We start from the raw sequence: 17,419 nt of genomic DNA on the forward strand, positions 1-17,419 counted from the left end.
GGCGACAGCGCCCATGCCACGCTGAATATTGGACAGAACCTGGTGTTCAAGGATGACGGACCGAGCATCAGCACCACCGGCACGGAGCCAGTCCTGACGGTCGATGAAACGGTGCTGGCCACCAACGACACCCAGAGCTTTACCGCCAACTTCAGCTCGGCGTTTGGCGCTGACGGTGCGGGTACGTTGACCTATGCACTGGGCGTGGTCGCGGGCGGTTCCGGGCTGACCGATACCGCTACCGGCCAAGCGGTGAATTTGTCGCTTAACGGTACAGTCGTGGAAGGCCGCACGGCGATTAGCAACGATCTGGTATTCACCGTCAGCGTCGCCGCCAATGGTGACGTTACCCTCGATCAGATCCGCGCCGTGGTACATCCCGACCCAACCAATCCGGATGATTCGAAGACGTTGACCTCGGACAATCTGGTAACCCTGACCGCCACCATCACCGACAAGGACGGCGACAGCGCCCATGCCACSCTSAATATYGGRCARAACCTGGTGTTCAAGGATGACGGACCGAGCATCAGCACCACCGGCACGGAGCCAGTCCTGACGGTCGATGAAACGGTGCTGGCCACCAACGACACCCAGAGCTTTACCGCCAACTTCAGCTCGGCATTTGGCGCCGATGGGGCCGGCACGCTGACCTATGCACTGGGCGTGGTCGCGGGCGGCTCCGGACTGACCGATACGGCCACCGGTGAAGCCGTCAACCTGTCGCTCAACGGCACCGTGGTCGAAGGCCGCACCGCCATCACCAACCTGCTGGTGTTCACCGTCAGTGTCGCCGCCAACGGTGACGTCACTCTCGACCAGCAACGGGCCATAGTGCATCCAGACCCAACCAATCCGAATGATTCGAAGACGCTGACCTCGGACAATCTGGTGACCCTGACCGCCACCATCACCGACAAAGATGGCGACAGTGCCCATGCCACGCTGAACATCGGCCAAAACCTGGTGTTCAAGGACGATGGGCCAAGCATCAGCACCACCGGCACGGAACCGACGCTGACGGTGGACGAAACGGTACTGGCAACCAACGACACCCAGAACTTCGCGGCGAACTTCGCCTCGGCGTTTGGCGCCGACGGTGCCGGTACGCTGACCTATGCGCTGGGCGTGGTAGCGGGCGGCTCCGGACTGACCGATACGGCCACCGGTGAGGCGGTCAACCTGTCGCTCAACGGCAGCGTGGTCGAAGGCCGCACGGCCATCACCAACCTGCTGGTGTTCACCGTCAGTGTCGCCGCCAACGGTGACGTCACTCTAGACCAGCAACGGGCCATAGTGCATCCAGACCCAACCAATCCGGATGATTCGAAGACGCTGACCTCGGACAATCTGGTGACCCTGACCGCCACCATCACTGACAAAGATGGCGACAGTGCCCATGCCTCGCTGAACATCGGCCAGAACCTGGTGTTCAAGGACGACGGTCCATCACTCGCGTTTGGCAACCTGATCGGGACCGGTAGCATCCTCCCACAACAGGGATACTGGGATCATTCAACCGGAGCCGACGGACTGGGGGCAACAGGTCTGGATATTTCGTTGGTGAATAACCAATTCACCCTCGTCAGGCCAGACAACACGACCACCACCGGGACCGGCACGCTCACCGAGCAATCGCCCTCGCCGGATGTCAATGGCGCGTTCCACTTCGCAGGGACGTTGACCGGTGATTTCGACAACAACGCCGCCACCGCGAATACCAGCGTTGACTACACGCTGACCGCCTTTGCCAATGGCACCTATGCACTGGACCTGGTGCAAGGTTTCAGTTCCGAGATCGTGCTCAGCAGCGCCGACGGTTCGCTCAGTGCCGGCGGCCCGGATCCGGTGCGCACATTGCTGATCCCGCCGCAGAATCCGCCGACTATTCCTTCGCCATCTGAGGAGATTGTGTTCTTTTCCGCGAAAGCAACGGCCTCGACTGCGGACATCCTGACCGGTATCGGGCTTGGAGCCCCCGACCCCACCGAAGCCCAGCTACAGACCACCCCCCTGCCGTCGTACATCGACCCTGCGGCCATGAACGTCAGCACGTCCGGCATCGGCATCGCCAATAACCTGTTCCAGGGAGACAACCTGGCGGCCATCAGCAATGCCGATGAAAGCTTCGTGATCAACCCGGAAAGCCTGCTGACGAGCATGAAGGTCTTCATCGACAACTCCGTGGGGGGTTACGACACGGCGACCGAGGACCTGTACTACAGGGCCTTCTACGAGGATGGCACGTTCTCGAACCTGATCGAGGTGAACACCGTGACACCGGAGGCCGGTGGACAGGTGTCCTTCCTCATTCAGCAGCAGGGCACGAAGTTGATCGACGCGGTTCAGCTCACGATGGGCCGAGGCGAGATCAAGATCCCGACGATCGAGTTCACTCATGAGACCGAGAGCCTGGCCAGCGATGTCAAGCTGGCGTTCAACGCGACGCTGACGGACAAGGATGGGGACTCGGCGACGAGTACGTTCGACGCCAACCTGTTCGCCAACGACTTGGGCACCACCTTTGACTTCACGCTGGTGGGCACAAGCGGTGCGCGGGATGCCTTCAACATCGACTTGTCACTTCCCCAAAACAAGTACCAGATCACCGGCTTCGATGCGAACGCAGGGCTGAGAGACACGCTGGTACTCAACGGCGACCAGAACGCCGTGGTGCAGTCGATCGACAACAGCGGCGCCAACAGCGTCGTGACAGTTGCCGAAACGGGCGGACAAATCACGACCATCACCTTGGTCGGGGTCGATCTGCTGAATACCGACATAGTCCATGGCAGCGCCTGAGGCGGCGCATGCGTGAAAGGATGCGAGGGTGGTGGAAACCACCCTCGCATTTTTTTGCAGTGCCAATATCAGATCCGCACGGATCGCATTCGTTGTGAGCGCTCTAGCACCACAAGCCTTGAACACTGGCCCCCTGCGGCCAGGCCTGCGACGAGGACGACTAGTCTGAAACTCCCAGCCCGCGTGGGAGTTTCGGCTGATGCGCAATCCCCGGCGCTTCTCCATAGTTGCGACCAAAGGTCAACGGTCAGGCCTCGATGACCGCAATTGCTCTGGAGAAAATCATGGCTGCTATTGGCGAGCAAAATTCATCGCTAACGAGCGATCCTGCCCTCCTGTACATTCCGACCCTCGACTCAGTAGTGACAACATCGGTTACCACCAATGCCATGAGCGTCGTGGCCAGCGGCGCGAGCGTCACGCTGGACGAAACGGCCGGGTTGCAGAACGGCACTGCCACGCCAAGCCCCGCGGGAGACGCTGATGACAACGACATTCTGCTGGCCTCCCTACCCTCGACTTTCTCTACCCGTTTGACCGCACTGGGGGCAGGTACCGCAACGGGTGCGGCCTTGAGTGGCTATACCGGTGCCGCAGGCAATACCGGCAGCAATGCGTTCAGCGTCAGCGCTGACCCCGGAGCAACCATTACCAATATCAGCTTCGTCGACAGCACTGGCGCACTGCTCAATGGCGTGGACAGCGGACTGGATACCCTCAATGGCACCAGCATCCTTCTCTATACGGATACGAGCAACGACAACATCCTGGTGGGCCGAGCCGGAAGCGCAAGCGGCGCGATCGTGTTCGCGGCCTATATCGAAGAAACCGGGTCGCCGCTGTCGGGCGGCAAGATCTGGACCGTGGAGTACCAACCGCTCAAGCATCCAGATGCGACGAACCCCGACGATGCAGTCAATCTGCTGAACAAGGTGTTCATCGGCGCCGGTCAGGACGCGGAATTCAGTCTGGCCAATGCGCCGTCGGGCCAGCAGTTGTTCCTGATGTTCACAACCATGGGCGCGACGGCCGATGCGAACGGTCGGATTCCCGGCGTCTCGATCGTCGTCACCGGCAGGGATCCGCTGGATCAGTCGGCAAGCAGTGCTGCCATCACCAGCGCCGATACGGTCAACAGCAGCCAGGGCGGCGGCAGCACAACCCTGGGCACCAACAACCAGGCGATCACCGAACAGGAAGGCCTGCGCTTCAGCTTCGTCAGCGGTGCCAAGGCAGACTTCACAATCCCCAACCTGAGCCCGGGCGAAGCGGGTGTCGAACAGAACATCGACTTCACCCAGTACTTCGGCGCCCGTTCCGCGACCTTCAAGATCGTGCAGGAGACGGGCGGCACGACTGCGAAGCTCTTGCTCACCGCCGTCAAGAACGCCGACAACGTCAGCGGGTCGCAGAGCGGCGTCAACTTCGTCAACAGCTACGCCAACGACAGCACCGAAAAGGTCGCGATCATCAACGGCAGTGTCACCGTCAAGACGTTCGCGGGCGCCACCGTCAGCACCGCCGTCATCACCTACAACGCCGACGGCACGGTGCTGATCACCGGCGTTCCGACCGATTCGCAGATCACCTACAGCACGGCGACCGACCACAACCGCGTGATGATCGAGAACGCCGGGTTGCTGACCGACAAGAGCGGCGACAAGACGCACGCTGACTTCGACATTGGCGGCTTCAAGGTGCTGCAGTCCAGCACCTCAACCGCCGAAATCGGCTCCAAGATGATCTTCGAGGATGATGGGCCGAGCATCAGCACCACCGGCACCGAATCGACGCTGACAGTCGATGAAACGGTACTGGCGACCAACGATACCAAGAGCTTTGCCGCCAACTTCACGTCGGCGTTTGGCGCTGACGGTGCGGGCACGCTGACCTATGCCCTGGGCGTGGTCGCGGGTGGCTCCGGGCTGACCGACACGGCCACCGGTGAGGCAGTCAACCTGTCGCTCAACGGCACCGTGGTCGAAGGCCGCACCGCCACCAGCAACCTGCTGGTGTTCACCGTCAGCGTCGCCGCCAATGGCGACGTCACCCTCGACCAGATCCGCGCCGTGGTGCATCCCGACGCGACCAATTCCGATGATTCGAAGACCCTGACCTCGGACAGCCTGGTGACGTTGACGGCAACCAAGACCGATGGGGACGGCGACAGTGTCCATGCCACCCTCAACATCGGCCAGAACCTGGTGTTCAAGGACGACGGACCGAGCATCAGCACCACCGGCACGGAACCGACCCTGACGGTCGACGAAACGGTGCTGGCGACCAACGACACCCAGAACTTTGCCGCGAACTTCACCTCGGCGTATGGCGCTGACGGGGCCGGCACCCTGACCTATGCGCTGGGCGTGGTGGTGGGAGCCTCAGGGCTGGTGGACACAGCCACGGGCGAGGCGGTGAACCTGTCGCTCAATGGCGGCGTGGTGGAAGGCCACACGGCCACCACCAACCTGCTGGTATTCACGGTCAGCGTCGCCGCCAACGGTGACGTCACCCTCGACCAGATCCGGGCCGTGGTGCATCCCGACACGACCAATCCCGATGATTCGAAAACGCTGACCGCGGACAATCTGGTGACCCTGACGGCAACCAAAACCGACAAGGACGGCGACAGCGCCCAGGCCACCCTCAACATCGGCCAGAACCTGGTGTTCAAGGACGACGGGCCGAGCATCAGCACCACCGGCACCGAGCCGATACTGACGGTCGATGAGACGGTGCTGGCGATCAACGATACCAAGAGCTTTGCCGCCAACTTCACCTCGGCGTTTGGCGCTGACGGTGCGGGTACGCTGACCTATGCCCTGGGCGTGGTGGCGGGAGGCTCCGGGCTGACCGACACCGCCACCGGCCAAGTGGTGAATTTGTCGCTTAACGGCGGCGTGGTGGAAGGCCGTACGGCCGCGAGCAACGACCTGGTGTTCACGGTCAGCGTCGCCGCCAATGGTGACGTCACCCTCGACCAACTCCGCGCCGTGGTGCATCCCAACACGACCAATCCCGATGATTCGAAAACGCTGACGTCGGACAGCCTGGTAACCCTGACGGCGACCAAGACCGACAAGGACGGCGACAGCGCCCAGGCTACCCTGAACATCGGGCAGAACCTGGTGTTCAAGGACGACGGGCCAAGTATCAGCACCACCGGTACGGAACCGACGCTGACGGTCGACGAAACGGTGTTGGCGACCAACGATACCAAGAGCTTTGCCGCCAACTTCACCTCGGCGTTTGGCGCCGATGGTGCGGGCACCCTGACCTATGCGCTGGGCGTGGTCGCGGGCGGCTCCGGGCTGACGGATACGGCCACGGGCCAGGCCGTCAACCTGTCGCTCAACGGCGGCGTGGTGGAAGGCCACACGGCGATTAGCAACGACCTGGTGTTCACGGTCAGCGTCGCCGCCAATGGTGATGTCACCCTCGACCAACTCCGGGCCGTGGTGCATCCCAACACGACCAATCCCGATGACTCGAAGACCCTGACGGCGGACAACCTGGTAACCCTGACGGCAACCAAAACCGACAAGGACGGCGACAGCGCCCAGGCCACCCTCAACATCGGGCAGAACCTGGTGTTCAAGGATGACGGGCCAAGCATCAGCACCACCGGCACCGAGCCAACGCTGACAGTCGACGAAACGGTACTGGCGACCAACGATACCAAGAGCTTTGCCGCCAACTTCAGCTCGGCGTTTGGCGCYGACGGTGCGGGCACGCTGACCTATGCCCTGGGCGTGGTCGCGGGTGGCTCAGGGCTGACCGACACGGCCACCGGTGAGGCAGTCAACCTGTCGCTCAACGGCACCGTGGTCGAAGGTCGCACGGCCACCAGCAACCTGCTGGTGTTCACGGTCAGCGTCGCCGCCAATGGCGACGTCACCCTCGACCAGATCCGCGCCGTGGTGCATCCCGACGCGACCAATCCGGATGATTCGAAGACGCTGACCTCGGACAGCCTGGTGACGCTGACGGCGACCAAGACCGATGGGGACGGCGACAACGCCCAGGCAACGCTCAATATCGGCCAGAACCTGGTGTTCAAGGATGACGCCCCCAGCATCAGCACCACCGGCACCGAGCCAACGCTGACAGTCGACGAAACGGTACTGGCGACCAACGATACCAAGAGCTTCGCGGCTAACTTCACCTCGGCGTTTGGCGCTGACGGTGCCGGTACCCTGACCTATACGCTGGGCGTGGTCGCGGGCGGCTCCGGGCTGGTGGACACGGCCACGGGCCAGGCGGTCAACTTGTCGCTCAACGGTGGCGTGGTCGAAGGCCACACGGCGATTAGCAACGATCTGGTATTCACGGTCAGCGTGGCCGCCAACGGCGACGTCACCCTCGACCAACTCCGGGCCGTGGTGCATCCCGTCACGACCAATCCCGATGATTCGAAGACCCTGACCGCGGACAACCTGGTAACCCTGACGGCGACCAAGACCGATAAGGACGGCGACAGCGCCCAGGCGAGCCTGAACATCGGACAAAACCTGGTGTTCAAGGACGACGGACCGAGCATCAGCACCACCGGCACGGAGCCGACACTGACGGTCGACGAGACGGTGCTGGCGACCAACGATACCAAGAGTTTTGCGTCTAACTTCAGTTCGGCGTTTGGCGCCGACGGTGCGGGCACGYTGACCTATGCMCTGGGCGTGGTGGTGGGGGCCTCCGGGCTGACCGACACGGCCAGCGGCCAGGCGGTGAACCTGTCGCTCAACGGCGGCGTGGTCGAAGGCCGCACGGCCACCAGCAACTTGCTGGTGTTCACGGCCAGCGTCGCCGCCAATGGTGAGGTCACCCTCGACCAACTCCGCGCGGTGGTGCATCCCAACGCCAGCAATCCCGATGATTCGACGACGCTGTCGGCGGACAACCTGGTGACGCTGATAGCGACCAAGACCGATGGAGACGGCGACAGCGCCCAGGCGACCCTGAACATAGGGCAGAACCTGGTGTTCAAGGATGACGGCCCTACACTTGCCTTCGGCAACCTGATCGGGACCGGTAGTATCCTTCCACAAACAGGGTACTGGGATCACTCGAACGGAGCCGACGGACTGGGGGCGACCGGGCTGGATATTTCGTTGGTGAATAACCAATTCACCCTCGTCCGGCCAGACAACACGACTACCACCGGCACCGGCACGCTCACCGAGCAGTCACCCTCACCGGATGCCAATGGCGCCTACCACTTCGCAGGCACGTTGACCGGCGATTTCGACAACAACGCCTCCACGGCAAATACCAGCGTCGACTACACGCTGACCGCCTACACCAATGGCAGCTACACACTGGACCTGGTGCAAGGTTTCAGTTCGACGATCGTGCTCAGCAGTGCCGACGGCTCGCTCAGTGCCGGCGGCCCGGATCCGGTGCGCACGTTGCTGATCCCGGCGCAGAATCCGCCGACTATTCCTTCACCCTCCGAGGAGATTGTGTTCTTTTCCGCCAAGGCAACGGCGTCGCCTTCGGACATCCTTCCCGGTATCGGGGTCGGTAAACCCGACCCCACCGAAGCCCAGCTACAGACCACCCCGCTGCCGTCGTACATCGATCCGGCGGCCATGAACGTCAGCACGTCCGGCATCGGCGTCGGCAATAACATTCTCCAGGGAGACAGCCTGGCGGCCATCAGCGCCGCCGATGAAAGTTTCGTGATCAATCCGGAAAGCCTGCTGACGGGGATGAAGATTTTCATCGACAACTCCGTGGGGGGGTACAACACGGCGACCGAGGACCTGTACTACCGGATCTACTACGAGAATGGCACGTTTTCGGCCCTCACCGAGGTGAACACTCTGACGCCAGAAGCCGGCGGACAAGTGTCCTTCCTCGTTCAAAAGGAAGGCTCGCTGCTGATTGACGCGGTTCAGCTCACGATGGGCCGAGGCGATGTCAAGATCCCGGTGATCCAGTTCATTCAGCAGACCGAGAACATGGCCAGTGATATCAAGCTGGCGTTCAACGCGACGCTGACGGACAAGGATGGGGACTCGGCGACGAGTGGTTTCAACGCCAACCTGTTCGCCAACGACTTGGGCACCACCTTCGACTTCACGCTGGCTGGCACGGCCGGTGTGCGGGATGCCTTCAACGTCGATTTGTCATTCACCCAAAACAAGTACCAAGTCACCGGCTTCGATGCGAGCGCAGGGCTGCGAGACACGCTGGTGCTCAACGGCGACCAGGGCGCCGTTGTCCAGTCGATCGACAACAGCGGCGCCAACAGCATCGTGACGATTGCCGAAACGGGCGGACAAATCACGACCATCACCTTGGTCGGAGTTGATGTTCTGAATACCGACATTGTCCATGGCAGCGCCTGAGGCAGCGCGCGCGTAAAAGAATGCGAGGGTGGTGGAGAAACCACCCTCGCATGCCTTACAGGTCTGATATGGGATTCACGGACGGCGACACAGTAACGGCCTGGGCACCCCAAAGAAATTCAATGCAGCTCCACCCAAGTGGATTCGGGCGGTTCTTCGTTGCTAGTGAGCCCGTGCTTCTGTGCATATATCAGCAAGTCGATACGGTTAACGAGATTAAGCTTTTGATAAATGTTACTGAGGTGATTGTGCACGGTGTGCTCGCTGATACCCAGGCGCCCGGCGATGCACATGTATTTGGCAGACGGATCCCCCACGATGGCGCGAATCAGTTCCTTTTCACGCAGCGTCAGCCGCGCCTGTTTCGCCTGCTCCGAATTGCATTTCAAAGGTATATGCCCGGTCGCGGCATAGTCGGAAAGCCCACCGACCCAGGCTCTATCCAGCCCGATGTCGCGATGGTGGACCTGGATGATGGCTCGGATGATCGATTCTGTCGGGTCTTCCGCCAGCACGACGCCGCGTGCGCCCGCCTCTATCGCCTGGGCAACAGGGACAGTTTCGTACAGGCTCTTGAGCACCAGTACTTTCATTTCGGCGCTACGGGCGAGCCCCGCGACGACCGCCAATGGGTTCAGGGCATCCGGAAAGAAACTGAAAAAAATGACATCGGGACGCAACTGATCGGCAAGATCCAGCGCTTTGGTATAGGTGGTGGCCTGGCCGCTCACCTCCATCTGAGGTTTGCGGGCGTTGATCAAGTCTTGAAGGCCCATAAGAACAAGAGGACGACAGTCGATCAGCATCACGCTTATTGGTTTTATTTGGGTCGTCATTACCGTCCTGACTCCCTTGAAAAATGAACGATGGCCTCCACCCGCTGGCCTTCCTGGATCAGCAGCTCATTCACCTGTCCCTCACGATTGATGGACATATACGAGCGCCGTCAGGCCTTGACAGTGCCCGCCCGGGTATTAGCCCTGAGGGACACTTCCACCCGTTGCACCGGCAGGGATTGCGGACGTTCCCAGAAGCCGGGCAAAAGCCATCGAAACAACAAAAATAGGAATAATCATCAATAGTTTGCGCTTGATGATGTGCTCCCGCGAACCGCTCAACTGAGTCTAGGCCAGCCCGGCGCGCTGCCGGCCCAGCCATCCGCCAGTCGTCGACTCAGCCTCATGCGGATAGCCCGGCTGATGTTCCCAGCGGTGCCATCCCCCCTAAAAAATCAAGGTCTTAGGCTCGCCACCGGCGACCTGCGGCTGAAGTCTGCCCCGATCAAAATCGTCAATTAACCGACGAGTGGCGTGCAGCAAAGTATGACAATAAAACCAGCGTCAATTTGTCGGCAAAACCCACCGCATCGAGCCACCCACAAGCCGGCCCCAGGCCCGCGGGCAGGCACTGAAAAAACAGCCTGGCTGGAGGGTCTACAACGGCGGTATTGCTGGCAGGTTCAGGGGGATGTGAGTTTTTGGCTGGAGCTGCGGGGGCTCAACCAGGCATTGACGTTTTCGACACTCTCGACAGGCGGCTTGCCCGCCCAGCGATTGAGCGTGAAGACATTGGTGACGAAGTCGTATTGCGTCTTGAGCAGATCACGACGAGCCCGGAATTCGTTGCGTACGCTGGTCAGTACATCGACGGCATTGACCATTCCGTAACTGAGTCCTTTTTCTGCCGCCACTCTGGACAGCTGTGCCGAGGCCAGGGCATGCCGGCTCGCACTGATCTTCTCTGCACTCGAGTTGGCGGTCAGGTAAGCAGTGGTGATCTCCTTGACCACCTGGCGCTGGACTGCTTCCAGTTGCTGCTCCGCCACAATCTGATCCTGGTAGAGCCCCCGCACCCGCGCCGAGGTTGAACCACCGCTGTATATCGGCACTTGCACGCCAATACCGGCGACATAACTGTCGGTACGCGGCGCCAGGGAGTTGTTGTAGCCCTCGTTGGTCTGTTGCGCGCTCAGAGACAGGCTCACGGTCGGATAGTGCCCGCCCTTGCCGCCGCGCAACGCAGCGCCTGCGGCCTCGACACCACTTTCGTTGGCCTTGAGCGCCGGGTTTTGCGCTATACCCTCGCGGACCCACGTTTCAAGACTCTGCGTCGACACCTGTAGTTGTACGTCATCGCGAATCCGGTTGAGCTTCTCCTTGACCGGCCGACCGACGATTTCCGCCAATGCCTCGCGGGTGATACTGGCCTGGTTCTGGGCATCCAGCTCCTGCGCCGCCAGCAAATCGACCCGGGCCTTGAGGTCGAGTTGATCGGTAATCATTGCCAGCTGCTTTTCGTACAACGCATTGACCCTGTCCAGGCTCTTTTGCGTGGTTTGACGCTCCGCCTTTACCAACTCCAGTTCATCCTCGGCCGCCAATGCGGCGAAGTAACGCTGGGCTAAATCCACTGTGGCCTCGGCCTGGGCCTCCTGCGCTTCTGATTCGGTTTGCTTGGCCAGGCTTTTGAATCTTTGGTAGTTCTCCCACGCGGCCTTGTTGTAAAGGTATTGACGCAGCACCAGGCTGTAGATTTCGCTATCGTAACTGCGCTGCACCAGGTCGCTCTCCTGATGAATCCGGTTCTGCCCGGCGTTGAGCGATACCTGTGGTAACAGCGAGCCCAGGGCCTCGCGTTGATGTTCCTCGCCCGCCTTCGCTCGCGCATACGAGGCCAACACTCGCGGATCTTCCAGCCGGGCCTCGCGATACAACTGCATGAGGTCAGTGGAGTACGTCGAGGCACTGACCCCGGTCGGCTTTGCTTCAGTGGTTTGCGCCAGAACGGCACCCGCGGCAAACATGAACGCCCCGCCCAGCAGAACTGTCGACGCTCGCATGATCACTCCTCGATCAACGCTTGAGAGATGACATTGCGGGCCGGCTGCAGAAGGTATTGCAACAGCGTGCGTTGCCCCGTGATGATCAACACGTCCGCAGGCATCCCCGGCAGTAATTTGCGATCACCCAAGGCGCGCACGCCGGCTTCGGTGACCCGGACCCGCGCCAGGTAATAGGGAGTCCCGGTCTTTTCGTTGACCAGCCGGTCCGCCGAGACACTGATGACCTCGCCCTGGATCACCGGCGTGGTCGCACTGTTGAACGCGCCGAAACGGATATCGGCACGCTTGCCGATGGCGATGCGATCGATATCGACCGGCGCCACCTGGGCCTCTATGACCAGTTCAGAAACCGAGGGAACGATGTCCAGCAAAGGCGTCGCCGAGCGCACGACGCCGCCAATCGTATGCACAGTCATGCCTATCACCATGCCCGATTCGGGTGCGCGGATGATGATATGGCTGAGCCGGTCTTCCAGGGCGGAAGCCTTCTCTTGCAGGTCGTAGATTTTGGTCTGGACATCGGCCAATTGTTTGGCGACATCGGCATTGAAGTCTTTATCGACTTGTAGAATCTGCAGCTGTGTTTCATTGATCTGCAGGCGCGTCCTGGTGATGGTCGAACGATGGTCGGCCAATTCGGACTTGACCATTTCAAGCTTGCGCTGCTGCTCAAGCAGGCGTTGTTTGTCGACGAACCCTTGTGACAACATGTCTGTCAATTCAACGATTTCACCGCTGTAGGATTTATTCAGTTGGCTCTTGACCCCGATCATCGCCTCCAGCCCCTTGATCTGTTGATTCAACTGACCAATGCGCTCTTGCAGCACCGATATCTGGCCCAACCGTGAGCCCCGTCGTGCGTTGAATACCTGGGTCTCGCCCTGGCGCGCCTCGGCACCTCGCAGACTGTCGGCATCGGTCATGACGTCAAAGCCAATGACTGGCAGATTGTCCCGCTCAGCCTTGAGTCTTGCCTCCATGGCTCTGGCGGCAATGAGCTGGCTTCGGGTCATCTCGTATTCGGATCGCAGCTGGGCATCATCGAGAATAATCAGCGGGTCATCCTGCTTGACGATGTCACCGTCATGGGCCAACACCTCTTTGACGATGCCACCTTCGAGGTGTTGTACCGTTTTCCGATAAGCCTGCACGGTGACCACACCAGGCGCGTAAGCCGCGCCATCGATCGGTGCGACCGCCGCCCAGGTGCCGAACACCCCGAAGGTCATCAATAAAATGCCAAAACCCAGGCGACGGATCTTTCGATCAGATACCGCCAGGTCGGCGAAGTTATCTGTTTGACGACTGAGCATCGTACTGTTCATCGGCATCACCCTTGCGAGTAGCCACCGAAGCCACGCTTGCGCCTGCTTGCGAGGCGTGCTTTTGTGCCCGCTGCGCGAGTTCGGCCAGCACTTGTTCGCGTGGTCCATAGAGACTGATGGCGCCATCACTCATCACCATCAGCCGGTCAAGTTGGGACACAATGTTGGTTCGGTGGGTAATCACAAAAACGGTTGCGCCTGTCAGCTTGAGCTGCTGGATGGCCACCGCCAGGGCACGATCACCGACTTCGTCGAGATTGGAATTGGGCTCGTCAAGGATAATCAGCCGCGGGTTGCCATACAGGGCACGGGCCAGGCCTATGCGTTGGCGCTGCCCTCCCGACAGCATGACGCCATCGCTGCCAATGACGGTGTCATAGCCATCGGGCAACAGCAGAATCATTTCGTGAACGCCGGCAGACTTGGCCGCCAGAACGACTTTCTCGGAGTCGACCTCGGCGAAGCGGGCAATGTTCTCGCTGACGCTGCCTTCGAATAACTCAATGTCCTGGGGCAAGTAACCTATGTACGGCCCGAGTTCATGTTTGTCCCACGCGCTGATGTCCGCGCCATCGAGCCGGACCACCCCATGCTGCGGCGCCCATACCCCCATCAGTGCCCTGGCCAGGGTGGACTTGCCCGCGGCACTTGGACCGATGATTCCGACAATGCAGCCGGCAGGTACGCTGAAACTTATGTTTTTGATGATCGGGGTTTTCGAGCCAGGTGCCGCGACGATCAGATTCTCCACCTGCACATGACCCTGAGGCGCAGGCAATGACATACGCTCGGGCTGAGCCTGTTGTTTGTCGAGGATGTCGTTGAGACGGCGGTACTGCGAACGGGCCGCAATAAAGCCCTTCCAGCTGCCGATAATCAGATCGATGGGGGCCAAGGCGCGCCCTAGCAGCACGGACCCGGCAAACACCATGCCTGGCCCCACCTGGTGATCCACGGTCAGGTACGCCCCCAGCCCCAGGATCAGCGATTGCACCAGGATCCGGAAGGACCTGGAAAGCGTGCTGATGATGCCACCTCTATCGCTCGCCCCGGACTGCAGCATCAGGACATGCCTTTGGCGACGCCCCCAACGGTCCATCAGGGTTTCAAGCATGCCCATGGACTCGATGACTTCAGCGTTGCGCAGATTTTTCGTGGTATGGAGCGTCGCGCTGATATGTTCCTTGTTAGCCTGGGCAAGTGCCGGCCCCGTCAACCTCTCATTGAGAAACGCGAGAAATAACAACAACAACGCACTGCCCACCGCTACCCAGCCATACCAGGGATGGAACATGAACATCACAGCGACATAGATAGGCAACCAGGGCGCATCAAAAAAGGCGAACAATCCATTACCGGAGAGAAACTGTCTCAAGCCCGTCAAGTCGTTGAGTGACTGGGCCGAGGCATCCATGCCGCCACTTTCCAGCGCCCGTTTGAAACTGGCCTTATAGACCTGGCGACTCAGCAACACATCCAGCCGGGTACTGACCCGAACCATGATGCGTGAACGCACCCATTCCAGAGAACCGAGTGTTACCACCAACCCGGTCATGATCAGCGTCAGCATCGCCAGGGTCGTCAGACTTCCGCTGGTGACCACTCGTCCATACACCTGAAGCATATAGAAGGTAGGAACGAGCATCAGCGCGTTGATGAAAAAGCTGAAAAAGCCAACAGAAACAAAGCTGTCTCTACAGGCTTTCAACGCTATTTTCAGACTGTTTTCAGGTGTGTTTCGCATGGAAACCCCTGCTCGAAAAGCCATACCTTGAGGAGCTTAGATCATGCCGAACGACTGTGCGCAGCCGTTGGCCAGATCGCCCCGGGCAACGGGTTTTACCCCGGGCTGGCGGTCTTTTCGACTGGATGCAAGTAAAGCGTCACCGACAAGATCCGTTCCGCCAGTACTTGTCCTATCCTTCCCTCCAACCCATCACTGCGGACATCGAAATGCCCAGCCCCGAATCTACCCTCCTCCAGAGCTGGCACCACAACGCCAAGCCCTGGATCGAGGCTATCCGCACCGGCACCATCGAAAGCCGACTCAAGGTCACCGACCAGGCAATCCTGCTGGCGATACTGGGCCGCCAACCCGAGCGCGTGCTCGACCTGGGCTGCGGCGAGGGCTGGCTGTTGCGTGCGCTGGCTGAACGGGCCATCGAGGCGGTCGGTGTGGATGGCGATGCGACACTGGTCGAAGCAGCACGGGCGGCGGGCTCTTCGCGGGTGCATTTGGCGAGCTATGAAGAGTTGGTAGAGGCCAAGGTGGACATCGGCAGCGACTACGACCTGATCTGCGCCAACTTCGCCCTGTTGCACCAGGACATCATCCCCCTGCTCGCCGCCATGAACGCCCTGCTCGCCCCCGGTGGCGCGCTGGTGATCCAGACGCTGCATCCGTGGACCGCGGCGGCGGGCGACTATCAGGACGGTTGGCGGGAAGAGACCTTCGCCGGGTTCAAGGGGCAGTGGCAACCCATGCCGTGGTACTCGCGCACCTTGTCCAGTTGGCTCAACGCCCTGGACATGGCCGGTTTTCGGCTGGCCACCCTGCAGGAGCCGCAGCACCCGCAAAGCCCGGTGCCGCAATCGTTGTTGTTGGTGGCTGAGCGATGGGATGTCTCGGGAATAGAGCAGCCTCAGGCGAGGCGTGGGGCACAGTGAAGTTCACACGGCGCAAACTACTCGAGGCTGGCATGACCTGCATAGCAGTCAATGCACTGTCGCCTTGGCGGTTATGGGCTGCGTCTTCAGGCGTCCTGGTTAACGACGTCACGCTTCTCAACCCGATTTGGGTTAACCGTCTCCTCACCCCGCATACGACAGATGATATTCGGCAGGCGCTCGCCGCAGGGTCTGGCCCGGTCTGCATTGGTGGTGGCCGCTATAGCATGGGCGGACAGATTGCCACCGAGGACAGCCTGCACATCGACATGCGTCAGTTCAATCACGTGATCCATTACTCGCCCGAGAGCAGGGTCATACGCGTGCAAGCGGGATTGCGGTGGCGTGACCTGCAGTCGGTTATCGACCCACACGATCTATCGGTAAAAATCATGCAGAGTTATGCCAACTTTACCGTCGGCGGGGCGCTGTCGGTCAATGCGCATGGGCGTTATGTCGGCGCCGGCCCGGTGATCAACTCGGTGCGTGCCCTCCAGTTGGTGCTCGCCGACGGTTCGGTAGTAGAAGCATCCCGCAGCGCAAATGCCGACTTGTTCCACGCAGCCATCGGTGGCTATGGCGCGCTGGGGGTCATCACTGAGGTCGAATTGGACCTTGCGTCCAATGTCACGATGGAACGTCAGGTACACCGACTGTCAGTTGCCGATTACCCGACATTTTTCAACGAACAGATCCGCGGGAACGAACAGGCAATCCTGCACAACGCCGATTTGGCTCCCCCCTACTTTGACCAGGCTACTTGCGTCACCTGGCGCACCACGGACAAAGAGCTGACAGTCGCAGACAGGCTGATCGCACCGGGGCAATCGTACAAATTCGACCAGATCGCCATGTGGAGTGTGGCCAAACTTCCCGGCGGCCCGTTGATTCGCAAGGATGTGATCGATCCACTGCGCTATCTCAGCCACCCGGTTGTACGGCGCAACTATGAGGCCAGTGCGGACGTCGCCTCGCTCGGGCCTATCGCAACCCGAAACAGCACCTACGCGTTGCAGGAGTATTTTGTACCGGTCGCCCGGTTCTACGCGTTCGTACAGCAATTGACCACCATCCTGCAGGCGCACCAGGTTGAAGCGGTCAACGTCTCTATCCGGCACTCGCCGGGCGCCCCCGACTCGTGTCTGTCTTGGGCACGCGAAGAAGTGTTTTCATTCGTACTCTATTACTGGCAGCACGTCAGCGTGGCTGACCGTGAGGAAGTCGGCGCGTGGACACGCGAACTTATCGACGCCGCGTTGTCGCTTGGGGGGACTTATTATCTGCCCTACCAGCTGCATGCAACTCGAGAACAGTTCACACGCGCCTACCCCAACGCGCGACGCCTGTTCGCACTCAAGGCGCAATACGATCCGGGCAAGCGATTCCGCAACAAGCTCTGGGACAAGTACTACATGGGGTAGCGCGAGGCCCGA

At 60.5% G+C, this 17,419-nt stretch carries 8 protein-coding genes; 4 read left to right on the plus strand and 4 right to left on the minus strand.

Going from position 1 to position 17,419, the window contains the following annotated elements; translation table 11 throughout:
• Together AC1DQM_RS04470 and AC1DQM_RS04475 are read left to right on the plus strand one after the other, a co-directional pair.
• Positions 1-2,802: DUF5801 repeats-in-toxin domain-containing protein (locus tag AC1DQM_RS04470; RefSeq protein ID WP_477745885.1), on the plus strand; the 2,802-nt coding region annotated here is incomplete at its 5' end.
• A 284-nt stretch (positions 2,803-3,086) separates the two neighbouring features.
• Positions 3,087-9,152, plus strand: coding sequence for a DUF5801 repeats-in-toxin domain-containing protein (locus AC1DQM_RS04475; protein ID WP_230139030.1), 6,066 nt, complete (start codon positions 3,087-3,089; stop codon positions 9,150-9,152).
• Positions 9,153-9,271: 119 nt separating this feature from the next.
• On the opposite strand, the gene AC1DQM_RS04480 is transcribed toward AC1DQM_RS04475, so the two are convergent.
• The 4 genes from AC1DQM_RS04480 to AC1DQM_RS04495 all read right to left on the minus strand — a co-directional run bounded on the left by AC1DQM_RS04480 (position 9,272) and on the right by AC1DQM_RS04495 (position 15,063).
• The gene (locus AC1DQM_RS04480) at positions 9,272-9,988 is read right to left on the minus strand and encodes a response regulator transcription factor (RefSeq protein WP_230139029.1); all 717 of its coding nucleotides are present in this window, start codon (positions 9,986-9,988) and stop codon (positions 9,272-9,274) included.
• Positions 9,989-10,611: 623 nt separating this feature from the next.
• On the minus strand, positions 10,612-11,991 hold the full coding sequence (locus AC1DQM_RS04485; protein WP_018927964.1) for a TolC family outer membrane protein: 1,380 nt from the start codon (positions 11,989-11,991) through the stop codon (positions 10,612-10,614).
• A gap of 2 nt (positions 11,992-11,993) precedes the next feature.
• Positions 11,994-13,307, minus strand: a complete 1,314-nt coding sequence (locus tag AC1DQM_RS04490) for an HlyD family type I secretion periplasmic adaptor subunit (RefSeq protein WP_018927963.1) — start codon at positions 13,305-13,307, stop codon at positions 11,994-11,996.
• Positions 13,285-15,063, minus strand: a complete 1,779-nt coding sequence (locus tag AC1DQM_RS04495) for a type I secretion system permease/ATPase (protein WP_230139028.1) — start codon at positions 15,061-15,063, stop codon at positions 13,285-13,287. The genes AC1DQM_RS04490 and AC1DQM_RS04495 overlap by 23 nt, the downstream gene beginning before the upstream one ends.
• Before the next feature lie 209 nt (positions 15,064-15,272).
• Between AC1DQM_RS04495 and AC1DQM_RS04500 the strand changes: the two genes are divergently transcribed.
• Entirely contained in the window at positions 15,273-15,986 is a 714-nt protein-coding gene (locus AC1DQM_RS04500) for a class I SAM-dependent methyltransferase (protein ID WP_230139027.1), read from the plus strand.
• A gap of 32 nt (positions 15,987-16,018) precedes the next feature.
• Positions 16,019-17,407, plus strand: a complete 1,389-nt coding sequence (locus AC1DQM_RS04505) for an FAD-binding oxidoreductase (RefSeq protein ID WP_230139026.1) — start codon at positions 16,019-16,021, stop codon at positions 17,405-17,407.
• Positions 17,408-17,419: the final 12 nt, after the last annotated feature.

Source organism: Pseudomonas sp. 01L34, assembly GCF_056400265.1.

Coding starts and splice junctions, on each gene's coding strand:
- AC1DQM_RS04505 (WP_230139026.1), top strand. CDS start 16,019: ATGACCTGCATAGCAGTCAATGCACTGTCGCCTTGGCGGTTATGGGCT.
- AC1DQM_RS04485 (WP_018927964.1), bottom strand. CDS start 11,991: ATGCGAGCGTCGACAGTTCTGCTGGGCGGGGCGTTCATGTTTGCCGCG.
- AC1DQM_RS04480 (WP_230139029.1), bottom strand. CDS start 9,988: ATGACGACCCAAATAAAACCAATAAGCGTGATGCTGATCGACTGTCGT.
- AC1DQM_RS04490 (WP_018927963.1), bottom strand. CDS start 13,307: ATGCTCAGTCGTCAAACAGATAACTTCGCCGACCTGGCGGTATCTGAT.
- AC1DQM_RS04495 (WP_230139028.1), bottom strand. CDS start 15,063: ATGCGAAACACACCTGAAAACAGTCTGAAAATAGCGTTGAAAGCCTGT.
- AC1DQM_RS04500 (WP_230139027.1), top strand. CDS start 15,273: ATGCCCAGCCCCGAATCTACCCTCCTCCAGAGCTGGCACCACAACGCC.